This is a genomic window from Aeromicrobium duanguangcaii, assembly GCF_024508295.1.
GTDB classification, from domain to species: domain Bacteria; phylum Actinomycetota; class Actinomycetes; order Propionibacteriales; family Nocardioidaceae; genus Aeromicrobium; species Aeromicrobium duanguangcaii.
Map to the genome: position 1 here is coordinate 22,544 of NZ_CP101990.1, position 14,630 is coordinate 37,173.

Annotated in this window: 19 protein-coding genes; 7 read left to right on the forward strand and 12 right to left on the reverse strand. The window is 71.6% G+C overall.

Annotation, left to right across the window (positions count from 1 at the left end):
* The first annotated feature begins 43 nt into the window (after positions 1 to 43).
* Positions 44 to 583 (forward strand): hypothetical protein, encoded by a 540-nt coding sequence (locus NP095_RS00105; protein ID WP_232418259.1) that lies wholly within the window; start codon positions 44 to 46, stop codon positions 581 to 583.
* Here the strand turns inward: NP095_RS00105 and NP095_RS00110 are convergent.
* Entirely contained in the window at positions 522 to 1,106 is a 585-nt protein-coding gene (locus NP095_RS00110) for a hypothetical protein (protein ID WP_232418258.1), read from the reverse strand. The genes NP095_RS00105 and NP095_RS00110 overlap by 62 nt on opposite strands.
* Positions 1,107 to 1,311: 205 nt before the next feature.
* On the opposite strand from NP095_RS00110, the gene NP095_RS00115 reads away from it, so the two are divergent.
* The gene (locus NP095_RS00115) at positions 1,312 to 1,860 is read left to right on the forward strand and encodes a hypothetical protein (RefSeq protein ID WP_232418257.1); all 549 of its coding nucleotides are present in this window, start codon (positions 1,312 to 1,314) and stop codon (positions 1,858 to 1,860) included.
* Positions 1,857 to 2,594 (forward strand): glycosyltransferase family 2 protein, encoded by a 738-nt coding sequence (locus NP095_RS00120; RefSeq protein ID WP_232418256.1) that lies wholly within the window; start codon positions 1,857 to 1,859, stop codon positions 2,592 to 2,594. Before NP095_RS00115 ends, NP095_RS00120 begins: the two co-directional genes overlap by 4 nt.
* On the opposite strand, the gene NP095_RS00125 is transcribed toward NP095_RS00120, so the two are convergent.
* The 7 genes from NP095_RS00125 to idi are packed head-to-tail and all read right to left on the reverse strand — an operon-like array spanning position 2,581 to position 8,226.
* Complete coding sequence (locus tag NP095_RS00125) at positions 2,581 to 3,456, reverse strand: prenyltransferase (protein WP_232418255.1); 876 nt, start codon at positions 3,454 to 3,456, stop codon at positions 2,581 to 2,583. The genes NP095_RS00120 and NP095_RS00125 overlap by 14 nt on opposite strands.
* Positions 3,453 to 3,764, reverse strand: a complete 312-nt coding sequence (locus tag NP095_RS00130; protein ID WP_232418254.1) for a lycopene cyclase domain-containing protein — start codon at positions 3,762 to 3,764, stop codon at positions 3,453 to 3,455. Before NP095_RS00130 ends, NP095_RS00125 begins: the two co-directional genes overlap by 4 nt.
* On the reverse strand, positions 3,761 to 4,090 hold the full coding sequence (locus NP095_RS00135; protein ID WP_232418253.1) for a lycopene cyclase domain-containing protein: 330 nt from the start codon (positions 4,088 to 4,090) through the stop codon (positions 3,761 to 3,763). Before NP095_RS00135 ends, NP095_RS00130 begins: the two co-directional genes overlap by 4 nt.
* Positions 4,087 to 5,682, reverse strand: coding sequence for a phytoene desaturase family protein (gene crtI, locus NP095_RS00140; protein WP_232418252.1), 1,596 nt, complete (start codon positions 5,680 to 5,682; stop codon positions 4,087 to 4,089). The genes NP095_RS00135 and crtI overlap by 4 nt, the downstream gene beginning before the upstream one ends.
* Positions 5,679 to 6,572: a phytoene/squalene synthase family protein gene (locus NP095_RS00145; RefSeq protein ID WP_232418251.1), complete on the reverse strand. Its 894-nt coding sequence runs from the start codon at positions 6,570 to 6,572 to the stop codon at positions 5,679 to 5,681. The genes crtI and NP095_RS00145 overlap by 4 nt, the downstream gene beginning before the upstream one ends.
* Positions 6,569 to 7,606, reverse strand: a complete 1,038-nt coding sequence (locus NP095_RS00150; RefSeq protein WP_232418250.1) for a polyprenyl synthetase family protein — start codon at positions 7,604 to 7,606, stop codon at positions 6,569 to 6,571. The genes NP095_RS00145 and NP095_RS00150 overlap by 4 nt, the downstream gene beginning before the upstream one ends.
* Positions 7,603 to 8,226 carry an isopentenyl-diphosphate Delta-isomerase gene (gene idi, locus NP095_RS00155; protein ID WP_232418249.1) on the reverse strand — a complete coding sequence of 208 codons (624 nt, stop codon included), beginning with the start codon at positions 8,224 to 8,226 and terminating at the stop codon, positions 7,603 to 7,605. Before idi ends, NP095_RS00150 begins: the two co-directional genes overlap by 4 nt.
* A 111-nt stretch (positions 8,227 to 8,337) precedes the next feature.
* On the opposite strand from idi, the gene NP095_RS00160 reads away from it, so the two are divergent.
* On the forward strand, positions 8,338 to 8,838 hold the full coding sequence (locus NP095_RS00160) for a MarR family winged helix-turn-helix transcriptional regulator (RefSeq protein WP_232418248.1): 501 nt from the start codon (positions 8,338 to 8,340) through the stop codon (positions 8,836 to 8,838).
* 9 nt (positions 8,839 to 8,847) lie between these two features.
* Here the strand turns inward: NP095_RS00160 and NP095_RS00165 are convergent, their stop codons facing one another.
* The 4 genes from NP095_RS00165 to NP095_RS00180 form a co-directional block, all read right to left on the reverse strand.
* On the reverse strand, positions 8,848 to 9,768 hold the full coding sequence (locus tag NP095_RS00165; RefSeq protein ID WP_232418247.1) for an LLM class F420-dependent oxidoreductase: 921 nt from the start codon (positions 9,766 to 9,768) through the stop codon (positions 8,848 to 8,850).
* Positions 9,768 to 10,253 carry a hypothetical protein gene (locus tag NP095_RS00170; protein WP_232418246.1) on the reverse strand — a complete coding sequence of 162 codons (486 nt, stop codon included), beginning with the start codon at positions 10,251 to 10,253 and terminating at the stop codon, positions 9,768 to 9,770. Before NP095_RS00170 ends, NP095_RS00165 begins: the two co-directional genes overlap by 1 nt.
* A gap of 61 nt (positions 10,254 to 10,314) precedes the next feature.
* Positions 10,315 to 11,169, reverse strand: a complete 855-nt coding sequence (locus NP095_RS00175; RefSeq protein WP_232418245.1) for an oxygenase MpaB family protein — start codon at positions 11,167 to 11,169, stop codon at positions 10,315 to 10,317.
* A 150-nt stretch (positions 11,170 to 11,319) separates the two neighbouring features.
* Positions 11,320 to 11,805 (reverse strand): universal stress protein, encoded by a 486-nt coding sequence (locus NP095_RS00180; protein WP_232418244.1) that lies wholly within the window; start codon positions 11,803 to 11,805, stop codon positions 11,320 to 11,322.
* Positions 11,806 to 11,921: 116 nt separating this feature from the next.
* On the opposite strand from NP095_RS00180, the gene NP095_RS00185 reads away from it, so the two are divergent.
* The 3 genes from NP095_RS00185 to NP095_RS00195 all read left to right on the forward strand — a co-directional run bounded on the left by NP095_RS00185 (position 11,922) and on the right by NP095_RS00195 (position 14,602).
* On the forward strand, positions 11,922 to 13,052 hold the full coding sequence (locus NP095_RS00185) for a GAF domain-containing sensor histidine kinase (protein ID WP_232418243.1): 1,131 nt from the start codon (positions 11,922 to 11,924) through the stop codon (positions 13,050 to 13,052).
* 104 nt (positions 13,053 to 13,156) lie between these two features.
* Entirely contained in the window at positions 13,157 to 13,969 is an 813-nt protein-coding gene (locus tag NP095_RS00190; RefSeq protein WP_232418242.1) for a collagen-like protein, read from the forward strand.
* Between the two features lie 9 nt (positions 13,970 to 13,978).
* Positions 13,979 to 14,602 (forward strand): response regulator, encoded by a 624-nt coding sequence (locus tag NP095_RS00195; RefSeq protein WP_232418241.1) that lies wholly within the window; start codon positions 13,979 to 13,981, stop codon positions 14,600 to 14,602.
* Positions 14,603 to 14,630: the final 28 nt, after the last annotated feature.

Below are 14,630 nucleotides of genomic sequence, written 5' to 3' on the forward strand. Positions count from 1 at the left end.
CCAGCGTCGACCGACGCAGCCGTGCCCGTGGAGGAGAAATCCCATGGACAACATCGACACCTGGGTCTGGGTACTGATCGCGGTCGTCGCGGTGCTGGTGGTTCTCGCACTGATCTGGGCCCTCACGAAGGGCCGCAAGGCCAACGAGCAACGCCGACTCGAGAAGGAGCGCGAGCAGCGTGACGAGGCCGCACGGCTGCGCGAGGAGGCCCGCGAGGCCACGGTGACCGCCCGGCAGACCGAGGCGAGCGCCGCCGCAGCTCGCGCGGACGCCGAGCAGGCCCGACTGGACGCCGAGCGGCTCGAGCAGCGCGCCGGCAAGCTCGAGAACGAGGCCACCGAGGTCCACCAGGACGCCGAGCAGCACGTCGCGAAGGCCGACAAGATCGACCCGGACGTCACGACCGACAAGCACGGCAACGTGACCGAGACGCACGAGACGACGACCGAGCACCACGACACCACGACCGGTGTCGATCCCGCGGTCGCCGGTGGCGAGTACCGCGAGACGCGCACGGACGTCACGCGCGACGAGGTCCTGCGTCCCGATCCGGGCCAGGATCCCGACGCGCCGCGTCGCTGACCACACCGTTCCACGACCTCTCGGGTGACCCGCCACCAGGCGGGTCACCCGATGTCGTCATGGGCGGGTCAGCAGACCCGGTCCTCCAGTTCGGCGGTCGCGAGCGTCGTCGTCCCTGGCTCTCGGGCGGTGAGGCGACCAGCCACGTGTCCGGGCTGACGGCGGTCCACTGGGCGGGCGTCAGGTCGAGACCGTCGAAGCGCGGTGCGGTGATCCTCAGCGTCGTCCGTGCGCCGAGGCCCGCCGGCAGGTCGACCTCGACCACGCGTGCGGCGCCGAACCGGCGCTCCGATCGCGAGCCGGGGTTGCCCGGGGTCACCCACGACACCGTCACCTCGGTCGGCGCGCCCCCGCACTCGACCGAGCGGACCAGGAGCGTGCCGTCCTCGGCGACACCGGCGGCCAGTGCGCCCTCGCGCCGGGACGGCGCCTCGGCCAGGAGGCGAGGCGCGACCACCCAGGCCAGCACCACGACGGCACCGGTCAGGGCGATCAGGGCGGCGAACGGGTACCGGATCGACATGGATCGACCGTAGGCGATCTGGCGGACGGTCGTGGCCGAATACCGGGTCCCCACGTGTGTGGACGAACCTGTGGACAGAGTGAGGCGTTGTCCCCAGGTGTGCACAGAGGTGTGGACAAACTACACGCGTGTAGTTTCCTGTCATTTCTAGGCAGAACGGCCGTCGGCCCCGCGCGGGAAGACCCTCGCTCAGTAGGATGGTCGAATGCCGTTGATCGCCCCTGATGTCCTGCGCGCGGCAGGTGTCGTCAGCCTCGTCGCGGCGACGATCGAGGGGGGTTGGCTCGGTTTCGCGCTGTTCTCCCTCGTCCTCGGCGCGTTGTTCGTCCCGCGGGCGATCGGCTCGTCACCGTGGCTCGACCTGGCCTACTGCGGCACGCTGCTGTTCGGCGGCTGGGCCGCCCAGCTCGACTGGTACGACGCCATCCCGGCCCTGGACCTCGTGGTCCACGCGACCGCCACCGGACTCATCGCCGTCATCACGTGGCAGGTGCTCGTGCGCGCCGACGCGCTGCCCCGCCACCGCGATCCGCGGATCGGCCGTCCCGCGCTCGGCGCCTTCGTCGTCACCGCCACCGCTGCCGTCACGCTGGCCGTGCTGTGGGAGTTCGGCGAGTGGCTGGGCCACACGTACCTCGACGAGCGCATCCAGGTCGGCTACGACGACACGATCGGCGACCTGGCCGCCGGCGCTCTCGGCGCCGTGGTCGCCGCACTCATCGTCAGCCGCACCGACATGGCCGAGCCGCAGTGACCCGGCCGCGCATCTCCGTCGTGATCCCGGTCCACGACGACGCCGTCGAGCTGGGCGCCTGCCTGCGCCTGCTGGCCCGCCAGACCGTGGCGCCCCACGAGGTCGTCGTCGTCGACAACGCCAGCACCGACACCTCGGTCGAGGTGGCGCACGCGTACGGCGCCCGGGTCGTGACCGAGCCCCGGCTCGGCATCCCGGTCGCCGCCGCGTGCGGCTACGACGCCGCCACCGGCGACGTCATCGCCCGGCTCGATGCAGACTCGCGCCCCGAGCGCGACTGGATCGCCCAGGTCGCCCGGGCGATGGCGAACCCCGAGGTCGACGCCGTCACCGGCCCAGGTCGGTTCCACGACCTGCCCGCCGTGCTGCGGCCACCCGCCGCGCTGGTCTATCTCGGCGCCTACTTCGTGCTGACCTACCTGGCGCTCGCGCACGTGCCGCTGTGGGGATCGAGCATGGCGATCCGGCGCACCAGCTGGCTGCGAGTCCGCGACGAGGTGCACCGGTTCGACGACGTCCACGACGACATGGACCTGTCCTTCGTCCTCGGCCCCGAGTCCGTGATCCGTTACGACCGCGGCCTGCGCGTGGGGGTCTCGGCGCGGTCCCTGCGAGGCTGGCCTCAGCTGCGCCGCCGGATGAGCCGCGCGGTCACGACACTGCGGCTGAACTGGGCCGTCCGCCCGCCGTGGACGCGCTGGCAGGACCGGATCCGCGCGATCAGCGCAGACTGATCCAGATCAGCAACTGCGTCACCAGGAAGCCGGTGAGGAAGTTCAGCCACAGGAACCGGCGCCATCCCGCGTTGGCCTGCTCGCACGTCTCGTCGGTGACCGACAGGAACGGGGCGACGTTCGCGGCATACGGCAGCACCAGCAGCGCGGCCAGCGTGGCGGGCCACGGCAGCGCCAACAGGCACACCCCCGCCAGCAGGTAGGCCGCCAGCGCGAACCGCGCGGTGTTGCGGGCGCCCAGCACCGTCCCGATCGATCCGATGTCCGCCGCGCGGTCGGCCGTGACGTCCTGGACGGCGCCGAAGGCGTGCGAACCGACACCCCACAGGAAGAATCCGACGAGCGCCGCCAGCACGGTGACACCGACCTCGACCTCGTGGCCCCGGGCGTCGGCCAGGGCCAGCCCGAACACGGCCGGGCTCACGAAGTGGGTGCTGGAGGTGATCGAGTCCAGGAAGGGCCGCTCCTTGAAGCGCAGCACCGGGGCCGAGTACGCCACCACGGCGAAGATGCTGATCGCCAGGACGAGGTTGGACGCGACCGATCCGACGGCCGCGAACAGCACGACGAACGGCACGTTCGAGACGACGGCGGCCCAGATGGTCAGGCGGTGGACGCGTCGGTCCAGGACGACGCCCTCGACGCCGCCCTTGCGCGGGTTGCGCAGGTCCGACTCGTAGTCGAACACGTCGTTGATCCCGTACATCAGCAGGTTGTAGGGGATGAGGAACCACAGGCAGCCCAGCCAGAACAGCGCATCGGGCCCGCCCCCGGCCAGCAGGTAGGCCGCGCCGAACGGGAAGGCCGTATTGACCCACGAGAGCGGACGGGACGAGGCCAGCACCTGCCCGAGCGGACTCACGCCGGCTCCTCGTCCCGGTCGAGCAGCAGCGTCAGCGAGGACACGAGGATCGTCGCCGCGATCGGCCACGCGAAGTCCTCGATCGGCGCCAGTCCCACGTGGATGCCGACGAGGGACGACTCGTCGAACCGGAACAGGTCCGCCGCGATCATGATGCTGTCGAAGACGGCGGTCAGCACGCACAGGGCCAGGCCGGTCAGGCCGGTCACGGCCCACCAGCGACGGTCGGGCCGCCGGGTGATGACGGCGACGGCCAGGACCGGCAGGGTCAGCGCGACGAAGACGCCCGCGAGTTGCAGGTAGGTCATCGGCGCACCGACTCACGCTGGCGCAGCAGCAGGGTGAACAGTCCGTGCAGCACGCCCGTGACGTAGGTGAGGAAGACGATGAAGAAGAGCTCCTCCAGCGGCAGGTGCGGCGCGAGCTCGATGCCGGTCATCGCCGGCGACTCGCCGCGGCCGTAGACGCCGATCTCGAGGGCCACCAGGTCCCAGACGAGGAAGAAGATGAAGCCGGCGAGCAGGACGATGGCGGCACGACGGGCGTTGCGGAACGCGAAGAGCCGCCACCGGTGGTCGACCAGACCCATGCAGAAGCCCGCACCGATCACCGAGGCGAGGTAGAGCCAGCTCACGCGACCACCGTAGTGCCGTTTCCGGGTGCGGGTGAGGGTCCGGCGGACCGGTCGCCGCGCAGGCGCTTGAGCACGAGCTCGGCACTGATCAGGCACATCGGCAGGCCGATGCCCGGGATCGTGCTGGATCCGGCGTAGAGCAGTCCGTCGACGCGCCGCGACGCGTTGTTCGCTCGCAGGAAGGCGCTCTGGCGCAGGACGTGGGCCGGGCCGAGGGCGCCGCCGGACCAGGCGTTGAGGTCGTCGGCGAAGTCGCGCGGTCCGACCGTGCGCCGGACGACGATCCGCTCGGCAAGATCGGGCACGCCGGCCCACTGCGCGATCTGCCCGATCGCCGCGTCCGCGACCTTCTCGACCGCAGGGTCGCCGGCACCGTCGATCCCGCCTCGGCCGAGCCGCACGTCGGCGGGCACGGGTACCAGGACGAACACGTTCTCGTCGCCCGCGGGAGCCACCGACGGATCCGTGGCCGAGGGGCGGCACACGTAGGACGACGCCGGGTCCGGGACGCGACCGGGCCGGCCCAGCACGTCGTCGAAGTTCCGGTCCCAGTCGCTGGTGAAGAACATCGAATGGTGTTCCAGTTCGGGCAGGCTGCCGCGCACGCCGAGGTAGGCCAGGACGGCGCCCGGTCCCGGGTCGCGGCGCTGCCACCACGACTCGGGGTACGTGCGCAGGTGCTCGGGCAGCAGTCGCGTCTCGAGGTGGTGCAGGTCGTTCGCCCCCACCACGACATCCGCGCCGATCTGCGCGATTCCGTCGGACGTCCGCACCGTCACGCCGGTGACGCGAGCACGCCGCCGCGACGGTCGACGCCGGTCGGCGCGCTCGGTGTCGATGCCGACGACGGTGGCGCCGGTGTGGATGCGCACCCCACGCGAGACCGCCAGCGCCGCGATCGCGTCGATGATGGTCGAGAAGCCGCCCTGCGGGTACTGCACCCCGTCGGCCAGATCCATCCAGCTCATCAGGTGGTACATGCTCGGCGTCCGCGAGGGCGAGGAGCCCAGGAAGACGGCCGGGTAGCCCAGCACCTGCCGCAGGCGCGGATCGGCGAACCGCGACCCGACGAACGACTCCAGGGAGCGGCCCAGCAGCTCGGCGAGGCGCGGCAGGCGTCGCACCACGTCCGGGTGCGCGAGGTTCGTCGGCCGCTCGAAGCTCGTGTAGAGGAAGTGGTCGATCGCCATCTGGTGCGTGTCGCTGCCCGAGTCGAGGTACTCCTCGAGCCGCGCTCCGGCGCCGGGCTCGATCGACTCGAACAGGGCGACGTTCTCGGCGCGAGTGGCGCGCACGTCGACCGGCTGGTCATGGCCCTCGAAGAAGACCCGGTAGCCCGGGTCGAGTCGCACGAGGTCGAGCTGCTCGGCGGACGTCGTGCCCAGCAGCCGGAAGAAGTGGTCGAAGACCCCGGGCATCAGGTACCAGGACGGTCCGGTGTCGAACCGGAACCCGTCGCTGCTCCAGCTGCCGGCGCGTCCACCGAGCTCGTCACGTTGCTCGAACAGGTCCACGGACCAGCCGTCGGCAGCCAGCAGCGCGGCGGTGGCCAGGCCCGAGATGCCGCCGCCGATCACCGAGACGCGGCTCATCCGGCGCCCACCATCACCGCTCGTGCCACGATGCGTGCCTTCACGGGCCCGGGCACGCGGATCCGCTCGGTTCGGATGCGCTCGGGCGAGCTGGCCCGCAGGCGACGGGACAGCTCCGCGAAGAGGGCGTGCGCCGCCGCGACGGCTCGCCGGCTGCCGACGGGCAGCGCCGGGATGACCACGGCGGCCGCGGCCAGATCGGCGTCGATGTCGTCGAGGAACCGGTCACGTGCCGCCTCGTCGAAGCGATCGGGGTCGAGGCCCGGGAAGTAGCTGCGCCCCAGCTGGTCACGGTCGGCGGCCAGGTCGCGCAGGAAGTTGACCTTCTGGAAGCCGGCGCCGAGGCGCTGGGCGCCGGGGGCGAGCCCGGTGTACTCGCGTTCGGCCTGGGGCCGACCGGTGAGGAACGCCCGCAGGCACATCAGCCCGACGACCTCGGCTGATCCGTAGACGTACGTCGCGAAGCTGGCCTCGTCGTGCTCCTCGCGGAACAGGTCGGTGCGCATCGAGGCGAAGAACGGGTCGACCAGATCGACGCCGATGCCGCACGAGCGCGCCGTGCGGGCGAAGGCGTGCACCACGAGGTTGGCGCTGTGCCCGGTGCGCAGCGACTCGTGGACCTCGTCCTGCAGCGCGTCGATCAACCGCAGCTGGTCGCGCGGCTCACCCAGGGGCCGCGGGGCGTCGACGATCTCGTCGGCGATCCGGACCAAGGCGTAGATGTTGCGCACGCGGGTGCGCACGGGGCCGTTCAGCAGGCGCGAGGCCATGCCGAAGGAGGTCGAGTACCGCTTGATGACCAGGGCGGCGCTCTTCTCGGCCACCTCGTCGTAGAGCTCGTACCCGGTGGTGGGCTGCTGGTCGCGGTCGTGGGTCCAGGGTGCGCTCATGCGGCACCGGCCCGGGTGGACGGGACGTCCCCCCACGCATGGGTCAGGAGCGGCTCGAGCAGGGCCGCTTCGAGACCGAGCGAGCGGGACTGCTCGCGCGCGATCTCGAGGTGCTGGTCCGCCAGCTCCTCGATGTACCCGCGCGAGCCACAGGACTCCAGCAGCTCGCGGATGGTCGCGGCGGTGGTCTCGGTCAGGTGCGGGTCGCCCAGGTGTGGGGCGATCCTCGGCCACGACGAGGTCTGCGAGGCGTGCACCATCAACGGGGTGCGCTTGCCCTCGCGCAGGTCCCCCAGGCGGTCCTTGCCCGTGTCGACGGGATCGCCGAAGATGCCGCGGACGTCGTCGCGCAGCTGGAAGGCGACGCCGAGGCAGCGGCCGATCTCGCCGAGCGCGGCGACGTGCTCCTCGGTGGCCCCGGCCAGCACGGCGCCGGCCTGCATCGGCAGCACGAACGAGTAGACGGCCGTCTTGTGCTCGGCGACGGCGAGCGCCTCCTGCGCGTCGGGCATGCGCGGGCTGAGCGCCAGCCGGACGTCGGCCAGCTCGCCGGCCGCCGAGGCGTGCAAGGTGTCGTCCAGCAGGTCGAGCAGCCGCGCGGTGGTCCGCACGTCCGCGCCGCACGTCGCCACGGCGCGGATCGCGGCGGCGAGCGCGAGGTCACCGGCCAGGATCGCGCCGGCGCGGGTGTAGGTGTCCTGGTCGTCCGGCGCGGTGTCGAGCGCGACCGCGTCGGCACGGAACCAGCCGGGAACGCTGGGCCGGCCACGGCGGGTGTCGTCGTTGTCGATGACGTCGTCGTGGACCACGAAGGCGGTGTGCAGCAGCTCGGTGGCGGCCGCGGCCCGGTCGACCACGGACTCGGGCTGGGCGCCGGTGAACGCGGCGTGCACCGTCGTCACGAGCCACGGCCGGAAGCGCTTTCCGCCCGAGGTGCCGACCTCGACGGCCGCCATCAGGGCGTCGTGGTCGCGGCTCAGGGCGGGCACGCGGGTCGGGATGACCAGGTCATCGAGCTCGTCCTGCAGGCTCATGGCGCCGTCTCCGTCCGGTTCGGCGCCAGCAGGTGCCACGCATCGGCCTCCTCGAGCGCCAGGGTCTGGGCCACGAGCCACGGGCTGACCGCCCACGGGGCGACCCGGATCGTGTCGCGCAACTCGTCGACGGTGATCCACGCCAGCTCGGCGACCTCGTCGGGGTGCGGCTCGACCCCGCCACCGGCACGGGCGACGAACACGGGGCAGAACTCGTTCTCGACCACGCCGGCCGCGTCGACCGCGCGGTAGGAGAACTGCGGCAGCACGGGCCGGATGTCGAGGGTGTCGACACCGAGCTCACTGCGGCCGTGGCGGCGGACGGCTTCCTCGAGCGACTCCTGCGGACGCGGGTGTCCGCAGAACGAGTTGGTCCAGACGCCCGGCCAGGACCGCTTGGTCAGGGCGCGGCGGGTCACCAGCAGCCGGTCGTCGGCATCGAAGAGGTAGCAGGAGAACGCCAGGTGCAGGGGCGTGTAGTGGCTGTGGACCGCCGAGCGGGACGCGGTGCCGCGGGGCTGGTGGTCGTCATCGAGCAGCACGACGAGGTCGCGTGGGTCGCCCGGGGGCAACCGGTCGGGCTCGCGGTTCGCCGAATCAGGGTCCAGCACGGTCTCCATGGGCGCCTCCTCGACGACCCTTGCAGATTATTGCTAACCAATCTAGATATCAACTTCTAAAAGGAAGTGTAGTCTGAGCACGTGTCGTCGCACCACCCCCAGAACCCTCCGATGACGCACGAGTACACCGACGACGAGCGCGCTCTGTTGCGCGCGGTACGCCATCTCGTGCGAGCCGACCGCGACATGCGGGCGCGGCTGAGCGCCTCCATGCGCGTCAACCCCACCGACCTGCGCTCGATCCGTCACGTCATGCGTGCGGTGGAGGCGCAGGACTCGGACGAGACCGAGGTCTCGCCGGGAGGCGTGACGCCGCGGAAGCTCGCCGATCACCTCGGCATCTCGACCGCGGCCGTCACGACCCTGGTCGACCGACTCGTCGCGTCCGGCCACCTGACCCGGGCCCCGCACCCGACCGACCGGCGGTCGGTCATCCTGCTGCCGACGGAGCTGGCCCGGAGCCAGATGGACGCGCACCTGCTGGACATGCACGACCGGATGAAGCGGATCGCCGCAGCCGTTCCCGAGAGCGCGCGCCCGGCCCTGATCGAGTTCCTCGAGGCACTGACGCGCGAGATGGAGCGCGACCGGCTCGACGTCAGCCGTGACTGACCGCCCGCCTCACACGTGCGGGAGGATCTCCTCGGCCACGAGCCGCAGGTGGTCCAGATCGGACAGGTCCAGGACCTGCAGGTAGATCCGCTCGGTCCCGGCATCGGCGAACTGACCGATCCGGTCCAGGATCTCGGCCGGGGTCCCGGCCAGGCCGTTCTCGCGCAGCTCGTCGACCTCGCGGCCGATGGCGGCGGCGCGACGGGCGATCTCGGCCTCATCCGAGCCGGCGCACAGCACCAGCGCGTTGGAGTACACCAGCGAGCCGGGGTCGCGCTCGGCCGTCTCGCACGCCGTGCGCACGCGACCGAACAACGTCCGGGTCTCGTCGACCGAGACGAACGGGACGTTGAACTCGTCGGCGAACCGCGCCGCCAGGGCCGGCGTGCGGCGCTTGCCCTTGCCGCCGATGATCACCGGGACGCGGTCCTGCACCGGCTTGGGTAGGGCCGGGGAGTTCTGCACCTGGAAGTGCTCGCCCTCGAACGAGAAGGCGCCCGAGGTGTCGGCCCACAGGCCGGTGATGATCTCGAGCTGCTCCTCCAGCCGGTCGAAGCGCTCGGGCGTGCCCGGGAAGGGGATCCCGTACGCCCGGTGCTCGTCGTCGAACCAGCCGGCACCGAGCCCCAGCTCGACGCGTCCACCACTCATCTGGTCGACACCGGCCACGCTGACGGCCAGCGGGCCGGGCAACCGGAACGTCGAGCTGGTGACGAGCGTCCCGAGCCGGATCGTCGAGGTCTCGCGGGCCAGGCCGGCCAGCGTGATCCAGGCGTCGGTCGGACCGGGCAGCCCGTCGCCACCCATCGCCAGGTAGTGGTCGGAGCGGAAGAAGGCGTCGAAGCCCGACCGCTCGCTCTCCTGGGCCACGGCGAGCAGGTCGTCGTAGGAAGCGCCTTGCTGGGGCTCGGTGAAGATCCGCAGTCGCATCAGGCGCGCGGCTCGTCGGTGGTCTTGTCGGCGCCGAGCGGGTACGGCTGGGCGGCCAGGTCGTCCGAGCCCGCCTCGTCGATATCGAAGGCGGCGGCGGCATCAGCCTCGGCGGCGTCGGCGCGCAGGCCCTCGCTGCTGGTGCTGTACGCGGGGGCGGCGGCATCGGCGGCATCGGCGTCGGCCGCGGCGGCCGACTGGCTGGCCGAGGTGGAGGACGAGTCGTCCTTCGAGAAGTCGGCGGCGGTCTTGACCTTCTCGGTCACGGTGCTGGTGACGTCCTTGGCCGTCTCGGCGGCGCGGTGGCCCACGTCGCTCGCGGTGGTCTTGGCCGTGTCCTGGGCCTTGTGAGCGGTCGCCTGGACCGGCTCGGTGTTCCAGACCTTCTCGGCCTGCTGCTTGATCTGTTCGTAGCGGCCGCGGCCGGCACGGGTCCCGAGGACGTATCCGACGCCGACAGCGGTCAACAGCGCGAGCTTCTTCACGGGGTCACTCCTTGGATCGAGGTGGGGTCGCCACCCATTGTTGCCCCATTCGGCCTGATCCTCATGTGGAGCGTTCGGGGGGTGATATCGCCCAGCCGATCGCGCGGGTGACGACGGCGCCCCCGGCGCGCACGGCCGTCGCCTCCGTCAGTGGCAGCCACGGCACCCGCAACGGGAGGCGTGCCCAGCGCGGCAGCAGGCCCACGGCGGCGGCGGCGAGCAGGCCGTACGGCGGGCGGATCGCCCACGGCACGGGAGGACGCAGCAACATGAAGCGGGCGGCCTCGCGGGCGGCGGGTGTGCTGCGCAGCTCGGGGCGGTAGTTGCGCAGGGCCTCCTCGAGTCCGGCGACGTCCTCGGGCAGGTCGGTGGCGCCCAGCAGCCGGGCGGTCACCGCGGACTGGGCGACGTAGGTGTCGCGCTCGTCGGCCGAGAGGCGCTGCGCCCCGTACCGATCGTGGGCGCGCAGGAAGGAGTCGGCCTCGGCCACGTGCACCCACCGCAGCAGGTGGGGGTCGGACGCGGCGTAGGGGCGGCCGTCGTCGGCGGTCCCGGTGATCCGCTCGTGGATCCGCCGCACCGCGCCGATCGAGCGATCGGCGTGCTCGATCGTGCCGAAGGTCGTCTCGGCGAGGAAGGCGCTGGTGCGCTGCAGCCGGCCCCACGGGTCGCCGCGGAACCCGGAGTGCTGGTCCACGCCGGCCATCGCCAAGGGGTGCAGGGACTGCAGGAGCAGCGCGCGGATGCCGCCGACGAACATCGAGGCATCGGCGTGCACGCGCCAGATCGGGTCGTCCGGGGTGAAGCGCCGCGGACCCTCGGTGCCGTGGATGCGCTCGCGACGCCGCGGACCCTCCGGCCCCGCCACGCGGGCGAAGATCGCCGACCCGGCCTGTGCGCGGACCTTCTCGATCATGGAACCAACGTAGTCCCGGCGGCACAGAGCCGCCGGGACTGCGGGGAATGGGGCCTCCGAGGGGGAAATGAGGCCCCGTGTGAGGGCCGGCGCCGGGGGGAACGCGTCGGCCACGACGGTGGGGCCGCCGGGATCAGCTCCCGGCGCGCCTCAGTGTTCGACCAGTTCGTCGGCCGACTCCACGTCCAGCAGGTCGCCCGTCGAGACGGTCGGCACGGCCACGACCACGCACTGGGCGTGCGTCAGGCAGTAGTGGCTCACCGATCCGAACAGGACCCGGCTGATGCCGGTGTGGACGCGGGTGCCCACCACGAGCATGTCCGCCTCACGAGAGGCCTCGACGAGGGTCGGGCCGGGGGCGCCCTGAACCACGTCGATGCGTCGCGGGCGACCGTTCGGATCCTGGGCGCCGATGGTCTCGGTCACCCAGCGGGCGGCGTTCGACCGGGCATCGGACTCGTAGGCCATCCACGGCACCTCGGCACCGGCCATGGCGACCGCGGCGTCGATCTGCCAGACGTGAACGATCTTCAACTCGGCGTCACGAAGCTCGGCCTCGCGGGCCGCCCACCTGAGGGCGGAAGCACCGGCGGGCGTCTCGTCGACACCGACGACGATGGTGTGGTTGCTGCTCATCGAATCGTTCCTTTCGTACCTTTCCATTGTGCGACGGCCTGACGCGAGGCAGCAGAGTCGAACGTCCTGACTTGGTGGGACCTTGGGCCCGACGCCGGGTGGGTACGGTGGGGCGCGTGGACGAACTGGACCGGAGCCGTTGGGAGAACATCGTCGACGCTGCGGTGGCGGTGACCTCGGACCTGGACCTCGACAGCCTGCTGCGGCGGATCATCGACCAGGCGCGTGAGTTGACCGGCGCGCGCTACGCGGCCATGGGCGTGCTGGGGCGCGATTCCGACGAGGACCTCGTCGAATTCCTCACCGAGGGCGTCGACCCGGAGACCGCGGCGCGGATCGGCCAGCTCCCGCGCGGCCGCGGGGTGCTCGGCGTCGTCCTGCGCGAGGGCAAGCCGTTGCGCCTCGACGACGTCGCGAACCACCCCGACTCGGTGGGCTTCCCGCCCCACCACCCGCCGATGGGGGCGTTCCTCGGCGTGCCCGTGCGCGTCAACGGCGTGGTCTTCGGCGACCTGTACCTCACTGAGAAGGAGGGTGGGTTCACCGCCGACGACGAGCGACTCGTGACGGGCCTGGCCGCCGTGGCCGGCACGGCGATCGCGAACGCGCGCCTGTTCGACGAGCTGGCCACGACCCGTGCCGAGCTCGCGCGCATGGCCGTCGTCGAGGACCGCAACCGCATCGCCCGCGACCTGCACGACCTCGTGATCGGCCGGCTGTTCGCCGTGGGTCTCTCGCTCGACCGGATCTCCCGCCACATCGACGATCCATGGGCCGGGCGGGCCTCGCAGGCGGTCGATGACGTCGACCGGGCCATCGCCGACCTCCGGGGCGCGATCTTCGCGCTGGGCTCGGATCCCGGCACCGACAAGGCGCGGTTGGTCCGACTGCTCAAGGCAACGGCCACGCCGCTGGGCTTCGATCCCACGATCGAGATCGAGGGCGACCTCTCACGCCTGGACATCGGGCTGCGTAGCGACGTGCAGGCCGTCATGAACGAGGCGCTCGCCAACGTGATCCGGCATGCGTCCGCCTCGTCGGTCTCGCTCAGCCTGGTCGTGGGTGACGACGGAGTCGTGGCGACCGTGACGGACGACGGGGTGGGGATGGGTGACCGGAAGCCCGCGAGCGGGTTGCGGAACCTCGCTGAGCGTGCCGAGCGCGCCGGCGGCACCTTCGTCATCGGTTCGGCCGACGGGACGGCTGGGACGCGTGTGACGTGGCGGGCTCCGCTGGACGTGCGCTGAACCATGTCGGAGAAACCCCCCGCCCGGTGCGCTCGGTGCCCTAGGGTTCGTGCCAACCTCCGTAGAAAGCGAGCCCGCTTCGCATGTTCCGTCTTACTCGCGCCATGAGCCCCACGGCGCTCCTCGTCAGCCTGCTGGCCCTCGTCGTCGCCCTGTCCGCCGGCACCGCCTACGCCGCCGCGAGGATCGGCACCGCTGATCTGAAGGACGGCGCGGTGACGTCGGAGAAGATCCGAAACCACACGATTCGGATGGGTGACATCCAGCCCGAGACGCGCGAGAAGCTCCGGGGCCTGAAGGGCGCCAAGGGCGCCAAGGGCGCCCAGGGTGCGAAGGGTCCCCAGGGCCCGCATGGTCTGCAAGGTCCGCAGGGCGATCCGGGTGCACAGGGTCCGCAAGGTCCGCAGGGCGACCCGGGTGCGCAGGGTGCGCAAGGTCCGCAGGGCGACCCGGGTGCGCAAGGTCCGCAGGGCGACCCGGGTGCGCAAGGTCCGCAGGGCGACCCGGGTGAGCGTGGTCCGCAAGGCCCCGCGGGTCGAGATGGCGTCGGTGCCTCGTCGTACACGGTGTCCCTCGCGACGCCCAACGGTCGGACGCTCAATCTCTCGAACGTGAAGGTGTACGTCTACTGCGGCTCCTCGCAGATGTACATGTCGCTGAGCAAGAAGAGTGGCGCCAGCAACAGCCTCAGCATCGACGGTTTGCGCCAGGTGGGCAGTGGCCCCCTCGAGCGTTGGGCCGCGCCGAACGTGGAGGAGACCAGTGAGCCTGGCGCGGGCGCCACTCGCGTCTGGGCGGATCTGATGGTGACCGACCATGCCACGGACACCATGGGCAAGCTGACGCTCAGTGGCACCAGGACTGGGGACACGTGCACGTGGCGGATCATCGATGCTCCGGCAGAGGCGGCGTCCTAGGCTGAGCCCATGACCGATCCGATCCGCGTCTTCCTGCTCGACGATCACGAAGTGGTCCGACGCGGGGTCGGTGACCTGCTCGAGGACTCCGGGACCATCACGGTCGTGGGGCAGGCGGGAACGGTCGCCGAGGCCGCCGAGGCCATCGAACGGCTCCAGCCGGACGTGGCGGTGCTCGACGCGCGACTGCCCGACGGCTCGGGCATCGAACTGTGCCGCCGGGTGCGCCTGAGCGCCGAGCGCACCGCGGTGTTGATCCTCACGTCCTACGAGGACGACGAGGCCCTCTTCGACGCGATCATGTCGGGCGCGTCGGGCTTCCTGCTCAAGCAGGTGCGCGGCAACGACCTGGTCGACGCCGTGCAGCGCGTCGCCGCCGGCCAGTCCCTGCTCGACCCCGCGGTCACCCGCTCGGTGCTCGAGCGGCTGCGCCGCCAGGACGCCCCCGATCCGCTCGCCGGCCTCACCGTCCAGGAGCGCAAGGTCTTCGAGCAGCTGCGCCTGGGCCACTCGAACCGCGAGATCGCCGAGCACCTCTTCCTCTCGGAGAAGACCGTCAAGAACTACGTGTCGACGGTGTTGGCCAAGCTCGGGCTCGAGCGTCGTGCCCAGGTCGCCGCCTGGAAGGACTGACGTCCAGGCGGCGATCCCCGGGCCGATC

What these genes read in the sequence shown, in the direction of transcription:
- NP095_RS00105 (WP_232418259.1), top strand. Translation starts at nt 44, where the DNA reads ATGGACAACATCGACACCTGGGTCTGGGTACTGATCGCGGTCGTCGCG.
- NP095_RS00110 (WP_232418258.1), bottom strand. Translation starts at nt 1,106, where the DNA reads ATGTCGATCCGGTACCCGTTCGCCGCCCTGATCGCCCTGACCGGTGCC.
- NP095_RS00115 (WP_232418257.1), top strand. Translation starts at nt 1,312, where the DNA reads ATGCCGTTGATCGCCCCTGATGTCCTGCGCGCGGCAGGTGTCGTCAGC.
- NP095_RS00130 (WP_232418254.1), bottom strand. Translation starts at nt 3,764, where the DNA reads ATGACCTACCTGCAACTCGCGGGCGTCTTCGTCGCGCTGACCCTGCCG.
- crtI (WP_232418252.1), bottom strand. Translation starts at nt 5,682, where the DNA reads ATGAGCCGCGTCTCGGTGATCGGCGGCGGCATCTCGGGCCTGGCCACC.
- NP095_RS00145 (WP_232418251.1), bottom strand. Translation starts at nt 6,572, where the DNA reads ATGAGCGCACCCTGGACCCACGACCGCGACCAGCAGCCCACCACCGGG.
- NP095_RS00150 (WP_232418250.1), bottom strand. Translation starts at nt 7,606, where the DNA reads ATGAGCCTGCAGGACGAGCTCGATGACCTGGTCATCCCGACCCGCGTG.
- idi (WP_232418249.1), bottom strand. Translation starts at nt 8,226, where the DNA reads ATGGAGACCGTGCTGGACCCTGATTCGGCGAACCGCGAGCCCGACCGG.
- NP095_RS00160 (WP_232418248.1), top strand. Translation starts at nt 8,338, where the DNA reads ATGACGCACGAGTACACCGACGACGAGCGCGCTCTGTTGCGCGCGGTA.
- NP095_RS00165 (WP_232418247.1), bottom strand. Translation starts at nt 9,768, where the DNA reads ATGCGACTGCGGATCTTCACCGAGCCCCAGCAAGGCGCTTCCTACGAC.
- NP095_RS00175 (WP_232418245.1), bottom strand. Translation starts at nt 11,169, where the DNA reads ATGATCGAGAAGGTCCGCGCACAGGCCGGGTCGGCGATCTTCGCCCGC.
- NP095_RS00180 (WP_232418244.1), bottom strand. Translation starts at nt 11,805, where the DNA reads ATGAGCAGCAACCACACCATCGTCGTCGGTGTCGACGAGACGCCCGCC.
- NP095_RS00190 (WP_232418242.1), top strand. Translation starts at nt 13,157, where the DNA reads ATGAGCCCCACGGCGCTCCTCGTCAGCCTGCTGGCCCTCGTCGTCGCC.
- NP095_RS00195 (WP_232418241.1), top strand. Translation starts at nt 13,979, where the DNA reads ATGACCGATCCGATCCGCGTCTTCCTGCTCGACGATCACGAAGTGGTC.